Source organism: Haladaptatus marinus (assembly GCF_051194195.1).
The window spans coordinates 499,606-516,969 of record NZ_JBLZNK010000004.1 but is presented as its reverse complement, the minus strand read 5'-3'; the positions used below and the strand labels follow the sequence as shown (position 1 = coordinate 516,969).

Sequence of the window (17,364 nt, the reverse complement as noted above, 5' to 3'; positions counted from 1 at the left end):
ACTCGAACGTGTCATATCACGTTTGGTACGTCACCAGTACGCTATGCTTGGTCTTGGTTTCTACCCAGACCAGGCCAAGTTTCAGTGCATTCAGACGATTTTTTAATGACTTCCTTGTGAATGTTCTCATGCATATAACTCTACTAGAAATGTCTCCTAACTTCATTTTTGACGTAGTCAGTAATCAAGAGCGTGTTCAGATTGGAATAGTCGTGGAACTTCGACTGGACAGTCAAGGTGGTGAGGTCATCGATCCACTGTTCGATCGTGCTGTGCATCTCGTGGTGTCGGTTGTCGGAATCACCAACGACACCGTAGAGTCGGTACTCGAAGCCACTAATCTAAAACCGAATTCTCTCATCAGATCTATGAGAGCGCTACAGATCACCAGTACGTGATCTCTATCGACAACATTACTGATGAGATAGGCGACGCTTTCTGCTTCCACTTCTCGGGCAGCACGTTCTGTGTCGTCCTGAGTCGGATCGTGGAGTGTCGCATGCGCATACTCGTTGGCGAGTGTGTGGGCAACTGTCGCACCTTGTTGGTCTTTCACGGCGACGTGGGGTCGATGTTCTCCTGTGCGATACTGGCAGACACCACATGCATCGCCATATATCCACTACTCGTTTCGATGAACGACTGTTTCGAGTTCATCAAGATCCTCGAAGTCGCTATCTCCTGTGTGAAGTATTTCACAGTCGGTGAGGGTGGCAGTCGCGATGTGAATGGCGTCTGCATAGGAGAGTTCGCGCTCCCGGCGTTGGTAGTATTTTGTCCGAAGTCGTGAGGCGTAAAGGGCGATCTCACTCGTCACAGGAACGACGTGAATCTCCTCGAAATCCTCGATTGCGCTCGTAACGAGGTCTGCTGTCTCGCTCCCAACCTCGCGGTTGAGGATGTAATCGACTTCTGTGAGCGCAATTGTCGAGACGATGCCGCCACCACTCTGTGCGTTTTGGATTATTTCCTCGGCAACTTCCCACAGCGTCCCTTCGAGTCCGTATTCGAGCCACACCCACGAATCGAGATACATCATGTGTGTTTGCTCCACTCGCGGCGCTCACGCTCCAGCAATTCTGCTGCGTCTAATTCAAGTGGTGCGGCCCGTTTCCGGGCAGTCGCAAGCCGATCCATTGGATCGTCGGGTACCCCAATCATTCGAACGCCCCCGTCCTCGTCGAATCGGAAGAGTACTTTTTGACCCTCCGTGAGGTGCAGTCGTTCTCTGACTTCTTTTGGAATGGTGATTTGGCCCTTACTGGTAACCGTTGCTTCGTATGACATCGTTGGAGTTCCTTACAATATCGTAGTTCGTAATGCGTATAGTTATTTTGCATACTTCGGTGTTGGTTCGACTTGACTACGTTTCCGGCAATTCCTTGCGACCGTTCCGAACACATTCCCAGCACGGTAAGGGATCAAGGCCTGCACACTCACAGTCTTCGTCTGTTATCCGTTCTTCAGTTGTTGCAGAATTCCCGTCGTCTACCCGTCCCCCGTCCGCGGCGACTTGCTGGTCAATTGCCGCTCGTAACACTGGCACGCGGATAGCGACGGCGACGCGATGCTTGCACGCCCCCTCAAAGTGTTCGTCTGCTGGGCACTCACAGGCGTCGGGAATTCCATCACGAATCGTGACGAGATATTCATGATCGGCTGGATTGGCGTGACTCGCGTTCTGCACGCGAACACCTCCGGCATCGACTGTGAACTCAAGGGCTTCGTACTGGGCACGCTTTGCGACTCGCTTGCTGTACGTCAGGTGGGACAAGACGTGGTTTTCACTGAACATTGTCTCTCCACGAGGCACCTCCAGTGCGCCCCGCACCCGTCAGGGGGCGAAAAAACAGGTTTGAGTGGTCACGTCCGTTCTCGGTAATTGTACTGAGAATCGAACGTAGACGAGGTTCGTTACCCCGGCTCTGTTGAAACACTCAGAGTGTGACAGGATTGGCGTGCTGGATACAGAGGGTGAGTTCACCACGATGGTCTCGCTTGGTTCACGTCGAAACCACTGACCCGCCGTTCAGTAGATCTGCGAACGGAACGTTGCCACCTGTATCAGCCACTAACTCCGCATAGATCGAGACGAGGATCCCGGGGGGATCTACTAGCTCACATATTCCCACGAGAGAGAAGATAGTGGGAAATATCTCTTATCATCCCAGACCCTATACTACTCTATGACCACGAAAACCGACGAACGAGGACGATTATACCTCTCGAAGGATCTCCGAGCACGATATGGCGAACAATTCCATGTCGTTGAGTATTAAGACCGAATCGAACTCATCCCAGTTGACGAGGATCCACTTGAAGGTCTTCGTGAAGCGGTCGGTGATGCCTTTGAGGGCAAATCCGTTGACGAACTCCGACAAGAGGCGCGTGATCAAGCCGTCGAAGACGCGGAGAATGATGTTCGTCGGGACTGAATTTCTGCTCGCGCTCGCAAAAGACGACGATTGGTTACAAGAACGTGCCGTCACTGCCGTTGAGGAGTACGAGACGCTCGAAACATCGCTCGTTGCGTTGGCGGATTTTCTCGCTGTGAGCGACCGCTACGAGTTCAATCGCACCCGGGCGATGGCTGACTTACTCGATATCGTTACGGTCACCGAGGAGGAAAAGCAAATCGCGTTGAAAGCCGCGAAGTATTAAGACGAGGAGGGTGCGACCGCGTTCGATGCCGTCCATGCCGCGACAGTCGAGACAAATCGACTTGGGATACTTGCGTCCGATCACATCTACGACGATCTGGATATCGATCGCGTAGCCCTTGAGCCACCTGAAGACAAGCGACCGTGACCCGATACGCATAGGGTGAGTCGGAAATGCCGGGGTGTCACACTTCCCATTTTGGATTTAGGCGATAGTACATTTGGTTGGGATTTATTTGTCTCACTACTCAATACAAATACACTTCTCAAGCCATTTGATTTCCTATCCAGTAGTCATCGAATCAGGAAACGACTTGGCGAGATCCTCGTACGTGATTGCTTGCGCATCTCGTTCAGCAGCCTACATTGCGGCGTCATCGACAACCTCGACAATATTCGCGCTATTGAGATTGGCATATTCTCGGCGAGCCTCTCGCACTCATGCTGATCAAGATCGATTGGGAGCGTTGCAATCGTACTTTGAAGATTTTCTCGCGTGTATGCTGGTCAGGGAGGCTCACCTCGTACTGTTGATAAAAGCGTCTACGACGAGTCTCAGCTTCACGAAGCAATTCCACACGATTTGTTGGTGCGATGAACAAAACTCGTGTCTCCATCGTCTACGTGCGCTAGGAATACATGCGCAAAATGTTATTGAGCGTGACTTCTGACTCATTTGTATGGTTGTGCTCCAGGTCTGTCGATATACGAGCCATGTCTCGTTGACCTCTCTATCCCTGCGAACGTTGCGCTCAGCCATTACAGTGGTTGGTCGCTATCGAGTGTCTGCTTCTGGTTCGAGATATGTCTCCAGCTCATCGATGACGGCCTGGACGAACGATTCGTCGAGTCGGCCTTGGCGACGGACGAGTGCGGCATGCTTCGGTGAGGCAACCGACCACGGAGAGGCGTAGCTCTGCCGTGGCATTCCACCTTCGACCCAGTCAGTCTCATTGATCGGCATGGTTCCATCGTGGGGCGTCGTCGTCAGAGTGACAGTCATATACTGCTCATCACCGAACGGATGAGTGCCGTTATTCAGGATCAACCACGGCCGCGGATTCTCGCCGGACTTGAACGGATCTGGCCCCCAGACGACATCTCCTCGTTGATAACTCATTCAGCATCCTCGTCATCGACAGCGTGCTCCAACCACTCATCCATATCCTCCTCACCGAAGCGCTCGTTCGCTGCCCGTGTACTCTCGAGCATGCTGGTGTAGGCTGCGACATCATCGTCCTCTCCAAGTGCCCAGTAGTTACCTTTGTGGCGCACAAGGCCACGATCTTCTAGCCGAGACAGGACGACGCTGATGCTCCCGGCTTTGACGTCGGCCGCGTCCCGGATTTCGCTCTGGGTGAATGCTTGATCCGGATGCGCGGCGAGAAAGCGCATGACACGCTCAGCGTTTGTTTCTCCGTTCTTTTGGAGGCGATCTGGGGGAGATGATTCGAAGGTGTCGATGTCGATGGGCATATGTATTGATTGTCGCTCGGTGTATTATATGTATCGACGTATTTCCTAAAGACCGCAGCGTGATCTTTCAGGCCTCTCTTTTCAGTCAGATCGTGTCAGGCCCACAGTACCGGTTAAGACATTTTCCTCTTGCTCGACATGGTCGTATACCGTCGCTATCGATGACTCCGACACCTACATCCTCTACCACGGCCTGACTGACTCGTTCGATGGCTGTTTCTGGCAACTCGCTGTCGGTCAGAACGAAACACGGAGGTGAGGAAATTACTCGTCACCCCCGAAAACATGCGCAAGGAGTTTGTCCGCCGTATCAGACGAGAGGCCGAACACGCTCGTGAGGGGTCGGAGGCACGAATCATCGCGAAGATGAATGCGCTCGAAGACCCCAAGATGGTCAGAGAGCTATACGAGGCATCGATGGCGGGTGTTGACATCGACCTCGTGGTTCGTGGCATCTGTCGACTCCGACCCGGAATTGAGGATGTGAGCGAAAATATTGATGTCTACAGCGTTGTTGGCCGGTTTCTTGAACATTCCCGTATCTTTTACTTCCACAATAGAGGGCAGTCAGACTATTACATTGGGTCGGCCGACTGGATGACCCGGAATCTGGACCGACGGATCGAAGCAGTCGCGCCGGTAGAGGATCCTCTCCTCCGTGAGAACCTGCAGACGATTCTCGACATCATGCTCTCGGACAACCGTAAACGTTGGCGGATGGACGCTGATGGGAACTACGAACAACTCATACCTGCCGATGGGGAACCGGTTCGAAGCACCCACCAGCGACTTATCGACGCTACGAGGGAATCGGTGCCCGAAGAGGATCACCGACCACTGCCGAGCGAGCAGAGGCGTGAGTCACAAGTCGATCTTCGGGGGACATTCACTGACGGCCAACCCTGAGTGCTGAAGCCACCGCCGCACCAGACTCCTCCGCTCCCCCCGTTGTTGTCCTCGTTTCACGTGGCCTGCACTCTCCTGGGACAAAAAACATATTTCACAGGTAGTTTATCAATCCTAAAAAGTAAATACGAGTATTACTGTCTATTTTAGACCACATATGAGTATATATGTCACTGATGTTTTGGTTTGCTTATGATGAGTTTCAAGTTAGACTGTCTCTGTGACTGTGATTTTGTTGCGAGAGGGGAAAATAGACCCAAAGTTGGATACGAAGCGATGGCCCATCTTGCCAAAGAACATCAGATGCCTGCAGACCCAACTGAATTAGCGGACTGTGCGATCCCTGCCTACGATGATCCGAGAGAAACTCATCGTAGACTCAATTTCTCACGTTCTAACTCACCTCGCTCATGAGGCTCCTCAAGCCGTTGATGTACTGACCGTCGTTCTATATCAACCGTATCTGCGACCCACCGAGCCGTTACTGCCGGAAACTCGGACGCACGGATCACTCGAAGCATATCGTCATCAGTCATTTCTGTGAATTATATATATCGACTCACAAGCGGTTGAACAGGAAGGGGAGTTAGAGAACTCCCGACGGGAGACCACATTTCCTACGGAATGAGCGGGTATGATAACCGATAGATCTCACGCTCAGGACTCGAACCTCTTGAAGTCGATCCTGGCTGGTTCGCCCTTCACGGGAAGGGCAATTGAGTGATGATATCAGTATACTGTAGCCGTTTATATTTTCTATAGCTTTGATTATATCTTCCTATGGATGACTCTATAACAATGACCTCTCCCAGTCATCCCTTCAATCCATGCCTGGATCGCCCAAAGCCAGGAGATCATCGACTATTTCTTCAGTGGAGCTGATTCATATCCCCCCATCCAGTAGCTGTCGACCGTTCAACAGTGTGACTCTCACTCTCGACACCACCGACGCGAACGAATAGACCTCGCACGTGCATTTGTTTTGAACTATGCTACCCGACGATCATTCTAAGTGTGATTTAGAGACTTGTTTGTATTTGCTCTCAGCCCTATACTGCAAGCAACACAGTCGCGCTCCCGAACAAAACCTTAAGACAGGTTGGAATAAATCTCGTGCATCGATTACAGTGGCACTCCCGGGGTAGGTTTACTTCCGCTTACAGACTCAGGCAGAAGAGCAGCTTCATGATGAATAGAAACAGGCCCATTCATTACTCCGTTTAGTCATCCGTAATTATCAGTCGTTCTGAATCAGAATGGTGTTCTAGCTAGTATAAAACACTAACTCGGTGGTCCTATCTGGGGTGTTCGCGAGACTTACCGTCCTCTGTAGTCCCAGAATCCAGGAAGGTCTTGGGGGTAGTCTACCTCCGCTTGATTGATTGGGGTCTATTTGTCTCACTGCCCCATTTTGCACTAAGCGGGTGTGGACACAATCGACCTCGAATAAAAAATAATAGCTGCGACCTATTTTCAAATTAAAAATAGAAAATATAAATATATTATATTTGATGAATGAGTGCAGTTTCCAACCCAATCGAAATGGTGCTCCGCAGGATCCGTCCCTACGCTTCGTATTATTGTGATGGGACTTTTGTAGTCTATTTTGACATTGCACACAAACATCATATGAACAGAGTATAATTATGGCTGAATTTGATAATTTATAGAGTTTTCACAACCTCAAAAAAAGACGGGTTTTATGCCGTGTACTGTTGCTAACCCATGGGCAGACATCCCAGTACTATTCGGACTCAGTTCATTATTATTACATGCTGAACTTTCGCCAGGAATGAAAAAGTCCAATCCACCAGAGACAATACCTGCTACGACAAAATTATTCGAATTATTTTTCCCTTTTGCATAAATTGGGCCGCCTGAATCACCATCTGCTACAGTACATCCAGTCTTCATCCCGTTTCCATCCCATGATGTACAGCTGTCTATTCCTCCGTTCCCTTCAACATTCAAGATAGTTCCTCGTGTCCGGCCTGTCTCGATACCAACTTTAAAAACGGTACGATTATCTTGCATTGCAGTTCTTAGTCCAGAAGTTGTGAATCGAGCTGAAATATTATGAATATTCTTATCAGCAGGATCAAAAATGCCACTAGTTAGACTATCAATATTGCTGGTCGTTTTATTAACAAGTGACCAATCATGGTCAATATGTGCAGCAGTAACCGTTCCTATCTTTTTTGCTTTGTGGTAAGCACTCTCCTGATCATTGTCTTCGCACAGTCCCCAAAGATGACTTACCGAAAGCATATATTGGGAACCATTCCAAGTCGATAGATACGCTGATGTCCCATAGCGATCGACATTTCCTTCAGAACTTTGTAAAAGGACACCACCAGGTAGATCAGCGAAATAGTTACTATTACTTTGACAACCGCTATTAAACGCAAATCTTCTTGTTTTTGCTGTTTTCTTTTTTATTTCTACCTGATCTTCTTCTTTAGGGACATCTGGTCCGTCTGAACCAGGTTTAATAGCAATCTCAATTCGAGAACCTGGCCTGCCTCCCACCCATTCATTTGCCACCCCTAACTCGATTTCCTTTACTCTCTGATCATTTTTAAGCTCTTTTCTAAACTTGTTTAATTTTCTTGTAACTTTATTTTCATGGTCTATCCATTTTTGAGAAACAAATTCACTCTCTACTGGAGTGTCCCCCCGAACAGCAGTGACAACCTCTATATCTTTTTCCCCATAGACTACACCAATTGCTGGAGTAGCAGCAAGACTGGCTCCAGCCGTTTTTAATACTTTTCTCCGATTGAATGAATCCTTTCCATTCATATAATGTAGATAACTTTCATTGTATATATAATTTTTTATCATATAGTAAAAACAGAATAGTGAGAAAGTATTTATTAGAGAAGGTTGACTTGACTTATATGGTAACTATTACCACATCGCTTCGAACATTGCTACTCGGTCGATCAAAGGAACTTACGTTGATTGGATTAGGTCTTTCTCTTATGCTTGCAATTATTATGGCAGAGAATATACCTCCTGACTATATTTTACTCGGTATTTCACAACAAAACATGCTTATTATTCTTGTAATAATGGCAATAATACTTGGAGTATTATTCTCATATTTCAACTCCGGAATTATAGTGGCTTGGAGTCTTGTATTCGGTGCCACATATCCATTTTATCTTAGCGCTTGTTCAGCAAGGTTCCTAGTCGGTGGAGTTGAGGGATCACTAACTCAAAATACAATCTGTCCAGTTGAACTCCCAGGAATATTCGTCTTTTTGGAACCACTCCCCATTATATTTCTAATATTCATTGTCACAGGTACTATAAGCTATATACTCGGTCGTATTCCCGATTCTAAATTGTTTTTGGATAAATCAAACCATTAATGTTCGAAGAACGCGTATAAGAGCCCACAACCCGATCTAATGGCTGTAGTGAGACGTTATAAAATCACATGAGGTAACGGGATTTTTCGACTCAGTTTCCGGTGTGGAATGTTGGACGTAAATTAATCGTTGGACTAGCAAGTTCGTTGATCCACACCACCAGTTGATCTTCCAGGAATCAATGTCGAGTAGCGGGCACACGCAAAGCAAGACGAGGGTATCGGAGTAATCCCACTTCTGCTTATACTGCTCACAGGCAGTCAATCGCCTAAATCGGGTGAATTAGAGGACTTGACCTCGCTGCCGTCGCACGTTCTACTTCGGTTATAGAACCAATCAGTCATCTGGAAACGAGCCAAACCCTCACAAATCAGATTGCTTCTTGCATGTTTGTTCAGTTCACAATACAGATACTTCTAAATACAAAGCGTAATGATCGTTAGCATGGGTAGTAGAATCGAAAGGATTTGTTCTCGGATGGGTTGGTCGTGGTCGGGATGGAATCACCCGAAACGGGCCCAAATTGTGGCAGTGATTCTGATCCTTGTCGGGGGTGGAGCGAGTGGCTATCTCCAGGGCGAACTAGCACACCAAGGAATCATGGTTTTTGAGCAGAATGAACTCTACGGCTCCATCGCGACCGTAGTGAGCATGCTAATCGTATACTTCGTCGGAATGGCCGTACTCGCACTAGTTGATTAACTAGAAAGCGCCGTGGTGAAGTCGACCGAATTAGCACTTGCCCTCGGAGAATTTCACACTGTCCGACCGTATCCTTATCGTGAGATGGTTGCAGTCCATCGCATGCCAGGTTCGACTCCGATTGGGCATCCCATCGACGGCTATTGACAGGTCATACGTTCCGAAGTCCGCGACGTTTTCAAGCGTACTGTTTCCTGTGGCGACCTTGTGCCGGGTGGAACTGACACCTTCACCGTCCGGAAGCGCTACAACGAGGTCAAAGAACACAACCTCGTTTCGCTTGGTGACTATAGTTACGTCATTTGCTTTTGGATCGTTAGTTGAAAGTAGATTTGAACAGCCTGCGAGGAGTGAGGTCGCAGCAAGAACTGAAGCATGAAGAAATTCTCGACGATGCAAATTCATACGTTGTAAGATCTGCAGCATGTCCCTGGTGTTCCGTAGCCACACTCACCTATTCGACAGCAAATGGTTGCCGTGTGAGGATCGAACCACACATCTCGGGCCGCTACTGATTTCGAAGCAGCGATCGCGCATAGATTAGATTAGTATCCCCGGGGGGGTTCCACTTCCTCTTATGGATTTAGGCGGCAGAAAATCGCCTTCCCAGGTGCAATGATATGGACACCACAGCTGAGACCAGTGTGCACCGCAATCTCGCACGTTCTCCGCGGAGAGACAAACGGATACGCTATGCAGACTGTGCAGACGCTCCTGAAGCCGAACGGTTCAGATTATACCCATAGTGGACCAGCCTACTGTTCAGGAACGAATAACACGCCGGCGTCTTCGTCTATCTCACCCCCAAACAGGATCGCTAACACGAAGAGCAAGCCAACGACTGCCAGCACCGTTCTGAGAGCCATATCGACTGGTTTTTCCATACCTGCTGACTTCGACACGTCTGGAATAAGCTTTCTGGAACCAGTAATCGGGGAGTGAGTTCGAAGCTTCAATTGTCGATCTTGCGCCGCAGAGGAACAGTACTGACGGCTGGGTTTTCGTCAAGTAACGCTCGCACATAATTTCGATGGGTACCTCCGGGGGCCCTCCACTTCCGCTTAGAGAGCTAAACGACAGTCGTTCGCACCTAGCCATCCACGGCGCACGGGGACGCATTACCCCGCGTTTCTCCTAGAGGCGTCCTATTTATATCGCAAACCCGCTGCCCTTCGAGATCATGTGCGCCCTGTATCTTGCAGCGGTTCAACGAACTACCCAACATCTGTCAAAAGTGACGTACGATGATACAGAGCGTGTACTCAGTACGCGGCTCCTGTCGGATTCTATGGGTTTCAACAAGATTGTCGAATAGGTGTACCAGATAGCCTCATACTGGCAGTAGAACCGGAACGGCATGAAGTCTAATTCTCGACGGGTTCTTCGGCAGAAGTTGCTCTCCGAGTGCTCCCGTCAGGAGAGAGCCCGAGCCGTCGCTCATGTTCGCGCATCGGAACCATCTTCGCGAACTTCCCAATCCCGATGGGCGGGACGTTCCGAAAAAACGTCTCGAAGGAGTCGCCATCGATGACGTAGAGTTCCGCCCAGAACCCGAGCCCTCCGTCCGGGTCGGCTTTCTCGTTGTACCACTTCCAAGCCGGGATGTGAGAGCCGTTCGAGTCGGTCGCGAATCGCTGGAGATCCTCGAGCGACCGCCAGTACTGCATCGCAGCTCCCTTCCGGAGCCCGAGGAAGATCGGTGTGTACCCGAGGAACCCGCTGTCCGGATCCGCCTCCAGCTCCCTGAACATCTTCGCGACTTTCCAGTTCGCCAGCAGCCAGTGCGGGAGCGCCCGGAGCTTGTTGAGCCGCATCCCGTTGATGTAGATTACGAACCCGTCGTCCATCTCCGCGGCCATCCGCTCTCGGAATATCGATGCCATTAGACGGTATCTACGTTTCCACAGACCATAAATCAGTCAGATGGCCTAACGATACGAATCTGGTCATACTGTCTGTGACAACGACCGGGCTTTCCTCTCGCCTCCTCTATCAAGTGATTTATTCGGAATTCTCGAGCTTCGGCTCTACTGGAAGAGCTTCTGGCGAATAGTACGGATTCAGATGATGCGGGACGTACGTTCCCGGTACATTCTCCGGAAGATCTCGCGTGGGAACTTCTGTAGTAACATTCTCGGTCACTATTGGTGCAGTTGTTTTTATACTGGGTATATGAGTGGGTTGTGAGGGAGCGCCTATGTGAAGCATCGAGTGAAGATGGTACATTTTCAAACCCCAACTCGGCCGCTGTGTGTAGCTCATCGAGCCTCTACCCACTGATGGCTAAAAAACAGCGACGAGCGGTATCGGACGTAGTGCTACCGTTTGAGTGCCTTGACGACGTCACCGACCGTGAACAGTCGGAGATTGTCGCGCTCTGCGGCAGCTTCTTCCACGGATGGCTTGAATCCGTCCCGTGAAAACAGCGCGTACTCATGCGTTCGGTCCCCGCCGCTGGTTGGTGTCCAGCGCAGTTCTTCGACGTGATTTAGAAGATTTGAGAACGCGTCGTATCCAAGCGGCGATTGCTGGAACTTGCACTCGCCTGCGATTACTGTCTCTTCGTTCGTGAGGCCCACGACGTCGATTTCGTGTTCACCATACCACCACTGCCCCCTCTTTGTGATTGTGTACTCCGGATAGAGTGTCCGAACGGCTGAACAGCAGAGATCTTCGAAGACCTGACTTACGAAGTCCGGAAGCTCTGGTTCGATTACAACCTCGTAGGCGTCGTCTCCGAGTTCGTCGTATCGGTCGCCGGTGCCGTAGACGAAGTGGAACCAGAAGCGGAAAAAGTAGTCGCGGATTCGATAGCGACTTCGCTTGCTCCGTTCTTTCTGTTCGGTCACCGGGACGTGCTGGTCGACCAATCGGAGTCGTGACAGTCGCTGGAGGTACTTCGACAGTTGATTGTAGTCGATGCCGGTCGTGCCAGCAATCTCGTTACGGCTCGTGCTCCCGCCGGCGATGGCTTCTAAAATCGAAAAGTACCGGGTGGGTTTGGAGAGTTCCATCCGGAGAACATAGTCGGGTTCGTTGTGGAGCGAACCGTGACGTGAGAGGATCGTGTGGTGAATGTTCTCTCCGAGGCTTACGTCGGGAGCGACTTCCTCGAGATAGTACGGGACACCACCGAAGATACCCCACATGAGAACCTGTTGGTCGGCCGTGTAGCTCTCGGGGAAAAATTCCATGGCAGCGTCGAACGGAAGTTCTCTGATATCCAACTTCAGCGACGAACGGCCATAGAGTGGGCTGTTCCCGAGGAGGGCCGCTTCCTCCATCATGCTGATTGAGGACCCGACGAGAACGATGGTCGCGGCCGAGTCGTCGAGTTCGTGGTCGAACATCGCCTGCAGAACGGAGGGAAGGCTTTGATCCTGCTCGACGAGGTATGGAAATTCGTCGAGGACGACGGTCGCATCCTGTTTAGTGAGGTAGCCGAGAATTGCATCCCAGTCTTCACGAATCCGTGAGAGCCCGGGATACGTTTCTGATGCGGTTTCGATGAACTGCTGGAGTTGGAGGTCGGATGTTTTCTGCTTCGCTTGGTAGACGATTGCGTCATTGTCGTCTTGGAGCGAGTGCTTGACGAGTTCGGTTTTGCCGAGTCGTCGTCGCCCAAAGATGACTGCAAGCGTAGCTTCGTCTGCCTCGTAGAGGCTCTGAAGCCGAGAGAGTTCCTCAGTGCGATTGACGAAGGCGGTCATACTCGTCACTAGCATCCCGCCCAATATAGTACTTCGTATAACTGTACTCTAAAGTATCGTACTTTGAAGTATCATTATTTGATTATCAGTCCTCTTTTTGTACTCATATGTACGCAAGCACTGGCGATCTCTACTGGGGCATCTACGATTCGTACGTTAGTACACAGCGATGGATCGCAAACAACAACTGGAGCGATGCCGACGGAATCTACATCAACACAGTGAACTAAGTTCTCGGTTGTAGTCTTCGCTTACCTTCTTTCAATCTTATTCATCGTTGACTTGAATTGAGAACTAAAAGGGTAAGGTCGTGGCTGCGCGCGCAGCGAAGCGAGCACGGAGCGGAGGGTGGGGCGGTGGGGCCTGGGTCGGGTCGGCATCTACGAAAAAAGAAAGCCCGTATCTGCCGACTATGCGTTCCACCACCGACCGCGCTCGGGGACATGGATGGTCGACCACCCGGTCACAGCCACTGAGACGCGCCCCTCGTACCAATTTTTCGCGACCGACCGCAACTCCACGGTTTCACCCTCACGAACCATCGTCTTTCGTGAGGCTCGCCACACAGTGAATTTGATTGCTCCCGTCTCATCTTTGCGGTAGCGAGGAAACCCCGTCGCTTGCGGCGGGGAGGAATCGCGTTCGTTTAGCTGGGCATTTGCATGTGTGTCGCCCGGCTGTCTGTCCTACTTGAGTGGTCCGTCGGTGTCCAAGGCCTTCGCGCCTTGAATCACCAACCCACGCCACGTGAGACCGTGCACGTCTTTCACTTCGCTTAGCTGTTCGTATTCTTCGTCGCTTACTTCGACGTTGAGGTTTGGCATCTCTATCCATACTTAGTGATTCGTTAGACTTAACTATTACTGACTCGTACTGTGAAGTGTGACCGCAACCGCCACGAAAACGCTCCAAGCCACGCTCGCGCCACCAACGGCGCATAAAGAGCACCGGCTTCAGCGTACCGTGGCGACGTACCGCCGCGCTCTTTTCGATTCTTTCGAGAGTGGCGCAGATACGCAAACGGCGGTCAACGATATCGTCACACCGTACACGCTCACGTCCTACGCCAAAGACGCGCTCAAGTCGTATGTCCCGAAACTTCGGGATACGTACAACGCTTCCGAGTTGAAAGACGACCATCCCGTCCGGTTCACGAACCGGGGATGGAAACTCGACTACTCCGAAGACAGAACACACGAGTTCTGTTGGCGCGTTCCGCAAGCCGGACGTGGCAACGCTTTCTGGATTCCGCTCCGTATCAATCCCGCTCAACGGGAGTTGTGGGCCGACTTGCTCACCGACGATGTGACGGTCGGCGAGTTCCGACTGCAAGAGCACCGAACGAACTGGGTTCTTCACGTCACCGTTGAGTACGAAGTCGCGGAGCCGGATGTTCCAGACGACCCAACACCGGTCGGTTTCGACATCGGTGAATCCAAACTCTTGGCGGGCTGTGCCTGTCAGGACGATACTCCTATTCAACCGATGCTGTTCGACGGTAGTCGCGCTCGACACCTCCGTAAGGAGATGTTCACGACTCTTCGTCGTCTTCAACAGCGTAACGCCGACTGGCGGATTGACGAGCGATTCGACCACTACCAGAACGCGTTGACGGATATTGTCGAGAAGGCGTCTCGACAGGCTGTTGAGTACGCTCGACAATTCGAGAGTCCGGTTATCGTTCTCGAAGACTTGTCCTTTATTCGCGAACGGTTGGATTACGGCAAGTTCATGAATCGCCGGTTGCATTCGTGGGCGTTTGCCCGACTTGCAGGTCGTATTGAAGACAAAGCGCGTGACGCTGGAATCCCCATCCGGTTCGTGAATCCGGCGTATACCTCCCAAACGTGCCACGCGTGCGGACACCTCGGATACCGTGGCCGACAAGCCACGTTCCGATGTACGAACAGTGAGTGTTGGGTCACGGAGTATCAAGCAGATATTAACGCGGCGGCGAACATCGCCGGGCGCGTAGACCCGTGGGGTGAGAGTCTGTCGTTGAAACCGACCGACGATGACACACCACAGGATGGGAGCACTTGTGACAGTGCCACAGGACACCGAGAGACGAGTCGGGAACCCCGACAGACGACTCTCTCGGAGTATGGTTCTGAAATCTCCGACGATGAGGCTTCCCTTGTAGGAAGCCCCGCCCTTTAGGGCGGGCGAGGATGTCACCGTCGAGCAAACCAACTTGTTGGATTTTCGGATGTGAGGACTGCCACAGCGTTTTGACTGTTCCTGTGATGCTCACTTCCTTCCGATCGACGTCCTGCACATCTGCGATTGGAATCACCTGTCCAGGTGCCGCTCGCAACTCCTCGTACACGCCCACGACCGCACTCATCACACCTGCCCCATCCACGACTCGTTCTGCCAACCGCCGACTGATCGCCGCCCGCGACCAGCCCGCCAATTCCTCCGCTAACCGCATCGACTGCTGGTTCACCGCCGCCAACTCTTCCTGTGAGAGTATCTCTCGGGGGTCTGGTCGCTCTGGGTCACACCACGGATCGACACTCGCTGCTCGCTCTCGGAACCCACAGAGCCGCTCGGCGCTTCCTTGTGCCACGACCATCCGGCATTCCGATTCTCGCTCCGACTCCTGTCCTCTGTCATATCGCTCCCGCGTTCGTTCGATTACCCATTCACGGGCTGCCATTCGCTCTTCTGCTTCCAGCGTCTGGCCGAACAATCGTCCGTCCGCAGTCGTCCGGTCATTCGCATAATCGACTGTTCCCTGAATCTCCAACTCGACCGTTGGCTGTAGTTCGGGTGTTTTCGCAACCTCGACTTCTTTGTCCTGTTCGATTGCCTGCTCTTCGACCGAAACTACTTGTCCGATAGTGCGTTTAGTGTTCATGGGTTTCAACCCTGAAGGCGCGTCTCCTACCGCGTCTTTTCCGACACTCACCCCTACATGAGTCACAACTCTACGTTCTCCAACAGCACAATTCTCCTACGCGCGCTCGCTTGCGCCTTCGCGAGCGTCCCCTGGGCGCGAAGCGAGCGCGTGTCACAGAAGGAGTACCAAACCAGCACGCGCGCCGTCCCGGTCGGGCCGAGTGGCCAGCGGAGTTAGTCTGGCGTGTTCCGAGCACGCCACGCGAGCGCAGGAACCGACCGACTAACCCGCTGGCGTTCCGGGAGGGTGCGAACGACGGTTCAGCCGAAGTGGACTGCGAGCGGGCGAACCAAAGAGATGAATCAGATCCAAAGTCCCTGTTGAACAGGCCACAGTCCACGTGTGAGATTGCTTCGAGACGTCATCTCTGAGAAACACCCAAACGGATGTATACAATGAGTACATAATAAACATCATGGGGACGATTTCAACACGCGTACCGGACGACCTCGAAGCCGAATTAGACGCCTACCTCGAAGACGAGAAACTCGACCGAAGCACTGCCGTCCGAAAGTTGCTTTCCGAAGGGCTAGAGGACTGGCGACGCGAGCGCGCCCTCGATAAACTCAAATCCGGCAAGGTAACGTTCACGAAGGCTGCCGAACTCGCCGAGATGAATGTCTGGGATTTCGCGCAGTTGTTGGACAGACGTGACATAACGTGGGTTGCAGGCGACCACCTCGAACGCGACCTTGAGGATCTCTAATGTGGATTTTTGATGCGACACCCTTGATTTATCTCGGCAAAGCGAACGCGCTTTCACATCTGACTGCCCTCGAATCCCCCCGATTCATTCCTGAACGAGTCTACGACGAAGTCGTCACGAAGGGACTCGACCACGACTATCCTGACGCGAGACGGATCGAACAACAGGTCGAAGCTGGAACGTACGATGTCGTGACGGTGGAAGAGACGACCCTGTTCGACCGCCTTCGACGAAACCCGAATCTGAGCGAGGCAGATATCGCCGTTCTTGTTCTTGCCGCCGGACGCGACGCAACAGCCGTAATGGACGAACAATACGGGCGTGACGTTGCAGAAACGGAAGGCATTCCGACTCGTGGAACGGCGTATCTCTTACTATCACTTGTGAAGCACGGTGTAATAACGACCGACGAAGCACGGGCGACTATCGATGAAATGATCGAACACGGCTGGTACTGTGCGCCAAATTTGTACGCTCAAATCGTTGCCAAACTCGATACGTTGTGACGGCACTGTTCGTACGACGGAGAGGGTATTTCATTCGTAAACAAGATGATTCAACTGACATTTTACTCACCTCCGATAACTCAATCCGAAGCAATCACTGCTTATCAGATAACGTAGGAACTGACCGACTAACCACGTAGGAGGGATTGAAAGGAGCCGGCGCTCGTTAGACGAAACGACATATGCACCGCAATGGAGTGAAGAGCGCAGCAAGGCGCAGCCGTCGAGCGTGCGGGGGATTTCGAGGGTATTGGCCATTCACTGCATCCGGGTCAGGGACGCCGTACTCTGCTTGGTAGGCTTGATCCTCCTCGATGAGGTAATTCAGAGCAAGACGAATGGCGATGGGGCATCCATAGCAGGTGAAAAGAAAAGCGGTGTATCACGGCCATCATTCGCCACTGAATCCACGCCAA

The 17,364-nt window shown here is 51.6% G+C and carries 17 protein-coding genes and 2 pseudogenes; 9 read left to right on the top strand and 10 right to left on the bottom strand.

The window, feature by feature from the left end; genetic code table 11:
• Window positions 1–622: 622 nt before the first annotated feature.
• From ACN2TU_RS16300 to ACN2TU_RS16290, 3 genes are all read right to left on the bottom strand, one after another.
• Window positions 623–1,039, bottom strand: coding sequence for a type II toxin-antitoxin system VapC family toxin (locus ACN2TU_RS16300; RefSeq protein ID WP_435156810.1), 417 nt, complete (start codon window positions 1,037–1,039; stop codon window positions 623–625).
• The gene (locus tag ACN2TU_RS16295) at window positions 1,036–1,287 is read right to left on the bottom strand and encodes an AbrB/MazE/SpoVT family DNA-binding domain-containing protein (protein WP_435156808.1); all 252 of its coding nucleotides are present in this window, start codon (window positions 1,285–1,287) and stop codon (window positions 1,036–1,038) included. Before ACN2TU_RS16295 ends, ACN2TU_RS16300 begins: the two co-directional genes overlap by 4 nt.
• Before the next feature lie 76 nt (window positions 1,288–1,363).
• Window positions 1,364–1,795 carry an SWIM zinc finger family protein gene (locus ACN2TU_RS16290; protein WP_435156806.1) on the bottom strand — a complete coding sequence of 144 codons (432 nt, stop codon included), beginning with the start codon at window positions 1,793–1,795 and terminating at the stop codon, window positions 1,364–1,366.
• Between the two features lie 391 nt (window positions 1,796–2,186).
• Between ACN2TU_RS16290 and ACN2TU_RS16285 the strand changes: the two are divergent.
• Window positions 2,187–2,435 (top strand): annotated as a pseudogene (locus ACN2TU_RS16285) (AbrB/MazE/SpoVT family DNA-binding domain-containing protein).
• Window positions 2,416–2,661 carry a hypothetical protein gene (locus ACN2TU_RS16280; protein ID WP_435156804.1) on the top strand — a complete coding sequence of 82 codons (246 nt, stop codon included), beginning with the start codon at window positions 2,416–2,418 and terminating at the stop codon, window positions 2,659–2,661. Before ACN2TU_RS16285 ends, ACN2TU_RS16280 begins: the two are co-directional and overlap by 20 nt.
• A gap of 774 nt (window positions 2,662–3,435) precedes the next feature.
• Here ACN2TU_RS16280 and ACN2TU_RS16275 read toward each other — a convergent pair.
• Both ACN2TU_RS16275 and ACN2TU_RS16270 read right to left on the bottom strand, forming a co-directional pair.
• A complete protein-coding gene (locus tag ACN2TU_RS16275; protein ID WP_435156803.1) occupies window positions 3,436–3,780 on the bottom strand; it encodes a type II toxin-antitoxin system PemK/MazF family toxin in 345 nt (114 codons plus the stop codon).
• Window positions 3,777–4,136: a MarR family transcriptional regulator gene (locus ACN2TU_RS16270; protein WP_435156802.1), complete on the bottom strand. Its 360-nt coding sequence runs from the start codon at window positions 4,134–4,136 to the stop codon at window positions 3,777–3,779. The genes ACN2TU_RS16275 and ACN2TU_RS16270 overlap by 4 nt, the downstream gene beginning before the upstream one ends.
• A 243-nt stretch (window positions 4,137–4,379) precedes the next feature.
• Here ACN2TU_RS16270 and ACN2TU_RS16265 point away from each other — a divergent pair.
• A pseudogene (locus ACN2TU_RS16265) lies at window positions 4,380–5,042 on the top strand (polyphosphate kinase 1); the annotation flags it as partial.
• Window positions 5,043–6,725: 1,683 nt separating this feature from the next.
• Here ACN2TU_RS16265 and ACN2TU_RS16260 read toward each other — a convergent pair.
• Window positions 6,726–7,844 (bottom strand): chymotrypsin family serine protease, encoded by a 1,119-nt coding sequence (locus ACN2TU_RS16260; RefSeq protein WP_435156801.1) that lies wholly within the window; start codon window positions 7,842–7,844, stop codon window positions 6,726–6,728.
• A gap of 98 nt (window positions 7,845–7,942) precedes the next feature.
• Between ACN2TU_RS16260 and ACN2TU_RS16255 the strand changes: the two genes are divergently transcribed.
• Window positions 7,943–8,419, top strand: coding sequence for a hypothetical protein (locus ACN2TU_RS16255; RefSeq protein ID WP_435156800.1), 477 nt, complete (start codon window positions 7,943–7,945; stop codon window positions 8,417–8,419).
• A 1,457-nt stretch (window positions 8,420–9,876) separates the two neighbouring features.
• Here ACN2TU_RS16255 and ACN2TU_RS16250 read toward each other — a convergent pair.
• From ACN2TU_RS16250 to ACN2TU_RS16240, 3 genes are all read right to left on the bottom strand, one after another.
• On the bottom strand, window positions 9,877–10,005 hold the full coding sequence (locus ACN2TU_RS16250; protein WP_435156799.1) for a hypothetical protein: 129 nt from the start codon (window positions 10,003–10,005) through the stop codon (window positions 9,877–9,879).
• Between the two features lie 480 nt (window positions 10,006–10,485).
• On the bottom strand, window positions 10,486–11,004 hold the full coding sequence (locus ACN2TU_RS16245) for a monooxygenase family protein (protein ID WP_435156798.1): 519 nt from the start codon (window positions 11,002–11,004) through the stop codon (window positions 10,486–10,488).
• 435 nt (window positions 11,005–11,439) lie between these two features.
• Complete coding sequence (locus ACN2TU_RS16240) at window positions 11,440–12,831, bottom strand: ATP-binding protein (RefSeq protein WP_435156797.1); 1,392 nt, start codon at window positions 12,829–12,831, stop codon at window positions 11,440–11,442.
• Window positions 12,832–12,938: 107 nt separating this feature from the next.
• On the opposite strand from ACN2TU_RS16240, the gene ACN2TU_RS16235 reads away from it, so the two are divergent.
• A complete protein-coding gene (locus tag ACN2TU_RS16235) occupies window positions 12,939–13,061 on the top strand; it encodes a hypothetical protein (protein WP_435156796.1) in 123 nt (40 codons plus the stop codon).
• A gap of 456 nt (window positions 13,062–13,517) precedes the next feature.
• Here the strand turns inward: ACN2TU_RS16235 and ACN2TU_RS16230 are convergent, their stop codons facing one another.
• The gene (locus ACN2TU_RS16230; RefSeq protein ID WP_435156795.1) at window positions 13,518–13,655 is read right to left on the bottom strand and encodes a hypothetical protein; all 138 of its coding nucleotides are present in this window, start codon (window positions 13,653–13,655) and stop codon (window positions 13,518–13,520) included.
• A 58-nt stretch (window positions 13,656–13,713) separates the two neighbouring features.
• Between ACN2TU_RS16230 and ACN2TU_RS16225 the strand changes: the two genes are divergently transcribed.
• The 4 genes from ACN2TU_RS16225 to ACN2TU_RS16210 all read left to right on the top strand — a co-directional run bounded on the left by ACN2TU_RS16225 (window position 13,714) and on the right by ACN2TU_RS16210 (window position 16,948).
• On the top strand, window positions 13,714–14,991 hold the full coding sequence (locus tag ACN2TU_RS16225; RefSeq protein ID WP_435156794.1) for an RNA-guided endonuclease TnpB family protein: 1,278 nt from the start codon (window positions 13,714–13,716) through the stop codon (window positions 14,989–14,991).
• A gap of 760 nt (window positions 14,992–15,751) precedes the next feature.
• Window positions 15,752–15,913 carry a hypothetical protein gene (locus ACN2TU_RS16220; protein WP_435156793.1) on the top strand — a complete coding sequence of 54 codons (162 nt, stop codon included), beginning with the start codon at window positions 15,752–15,754 and terminating at the stop codon, window positions 15,911–15,913.
• Window positions 15,914–16,151: 238 nt separating this feature from the next.
• Window positions 16,152–16,442 carry a UPF0175 family protein gene (locus ACN2TU_RS16215; RefSeq protein ID WP_435156792.1) on the top strand — a complete coding sequence of 97 codons (291 nt, stop codon included), beginning with the start codon at window positions 16,152–16,154 and terminating at the stop codon, window positions 16,440–16,442.
• Window positions 16,442–16,948: a PIN domain-containing protein gene (locus tag ACN2TU_RS16210; RefSeq protein WP_435156791.1), complete on the top strand. Its 507-nt coding sequence runs from the start codon at window positions 16,442–16,444 to the stop codon at window positions 16,946–16,948. Before ACN2TU_RS16215 ends, ACN2TU_RS16210 begins: the two co-directional genes overlap by 1 nt.
• The last annotated feature ends 416 nt before the right edge of the window (window positions 16,949–17,364 follow it).

Excerpts from the sequence above, each read along its gene's own strand:
- ACN2TU_RS16270 (WP_435156802.1), bottom strand. The coding sequence starts at position 4,136 with ATGCCCATCGACATCGACACCTTCGAATCATCTCCCCCAGATCGCCTC.
- ACN2TU_RS16275 (WP_435156803.1), bottom strand. The coding sequence starts at position 3,780 with ATGAGTTATCAACGAGGAGATGTCGTCTGGGGGCCAGATCCGTTCAAG.
- ACN2TU_RS16245 (WP_435156798.1), bottom strand. The coding sequence starts at position 11,004 with ATGGCATCGATATTCCGAGAGCGGATGGCCGCGGAGATGGACGACGGG.
- ACN2TU_RS16230 (WP_435156795.1), bottom strand. The coding sequence starts at position 13,655 with ATGCCAAACCTCAACGTCGAAGTAAGCGACGAAGAATACGAACAGCTA.
- ACN2TU_RS16290 (WP_435156806.1), bottom strand. The coding sequence starts at position 1,795 with ATGTTCAGTGAAAACCACGTCTTGTCCCACCTGACGTACAGCAAGCGA.
- ACN2TU_RS16250 (WP_435156799.1), bottom strand. The coding sequence starts at position 10,005 with ATGGAAAAACCAGTCGATATGGCTCTCAGAACGGTGCTGGCAGTCGTT.
- ACN2TU_RS16210 (WP_435156791.1), top strand. The coding sequence starts at position 16,442 with ATGTGGATTTTTGATGCGACACCCTTGATTTATCTCGGCAAAGCGAAC.
- ACN2TU_RS16280 (WP_435156804.1), top strand. The coding sequence starts at position 2,416 with ATGATGTTCGTCGGGACTGAATTTCTGCTCGCGCTCGCAAAAGACGAC.
- ACN2TU_RS16220 (WP_435156793.1), top strand. The coding sequence starts at position 15,752 with ATGAGTCACAACTCTACGTTCTCCAACAGCACAATTCTCCTACGCGCG.
- ACN2TU_RS16235 (WP_435156796.1), top strand. The coding sequence starts at position 12,939 with ATGTACGCAAGCACTGGCGATCTCTACTGGGGCATCTACGATTCGTAC.
- ACN2TU_RS16300 (WP_435156810.1), bottom strand. The coding sequence starts at position 1,039 with ATGATGTATCTCGATTCGTGGGTGTGGCTCGAATACGGACTCGAAGGG.
- ACN2TU_RS16260 (WP_435156801.1), bottom strand. The coding sequence starts at position 7,844 with ATGAATGGAAAGGATTCATTCAATCGGAGAAAAGTATTAAAAACGGCT.
- ACN2TU_RS16240 (WP_435156797.1), bottom strand. The coding sequence starts at position 12,831 with ATGACCGCCTTCGTCAATCGCACTGAGGAACTCTCTCGGCTTCAGAGC.
- ACN2TU_RS16295 (WP_435156808.1), bottom strand. The coding sequence starts at position 1,287 with ATGTCATACGAAGCAACGGTTACCAGTAAGGGCCAAATCACCATTCCA.
- ACN2TU_RS16215 (WP_435156792.1), top strand. The coding sequence starts at position 16,152 with ATGGGGACGATTTCAACACGCGTACCGGACGACCTCGAAGCCGAATTA.
- ACN2TU_RS16255 (WP_435156800.1), top strand. The coding sequence starts at position 7,943 with ATGGTAACTATTACCACATCGCTTCGAACATTGCTACTCGGTCGATCA.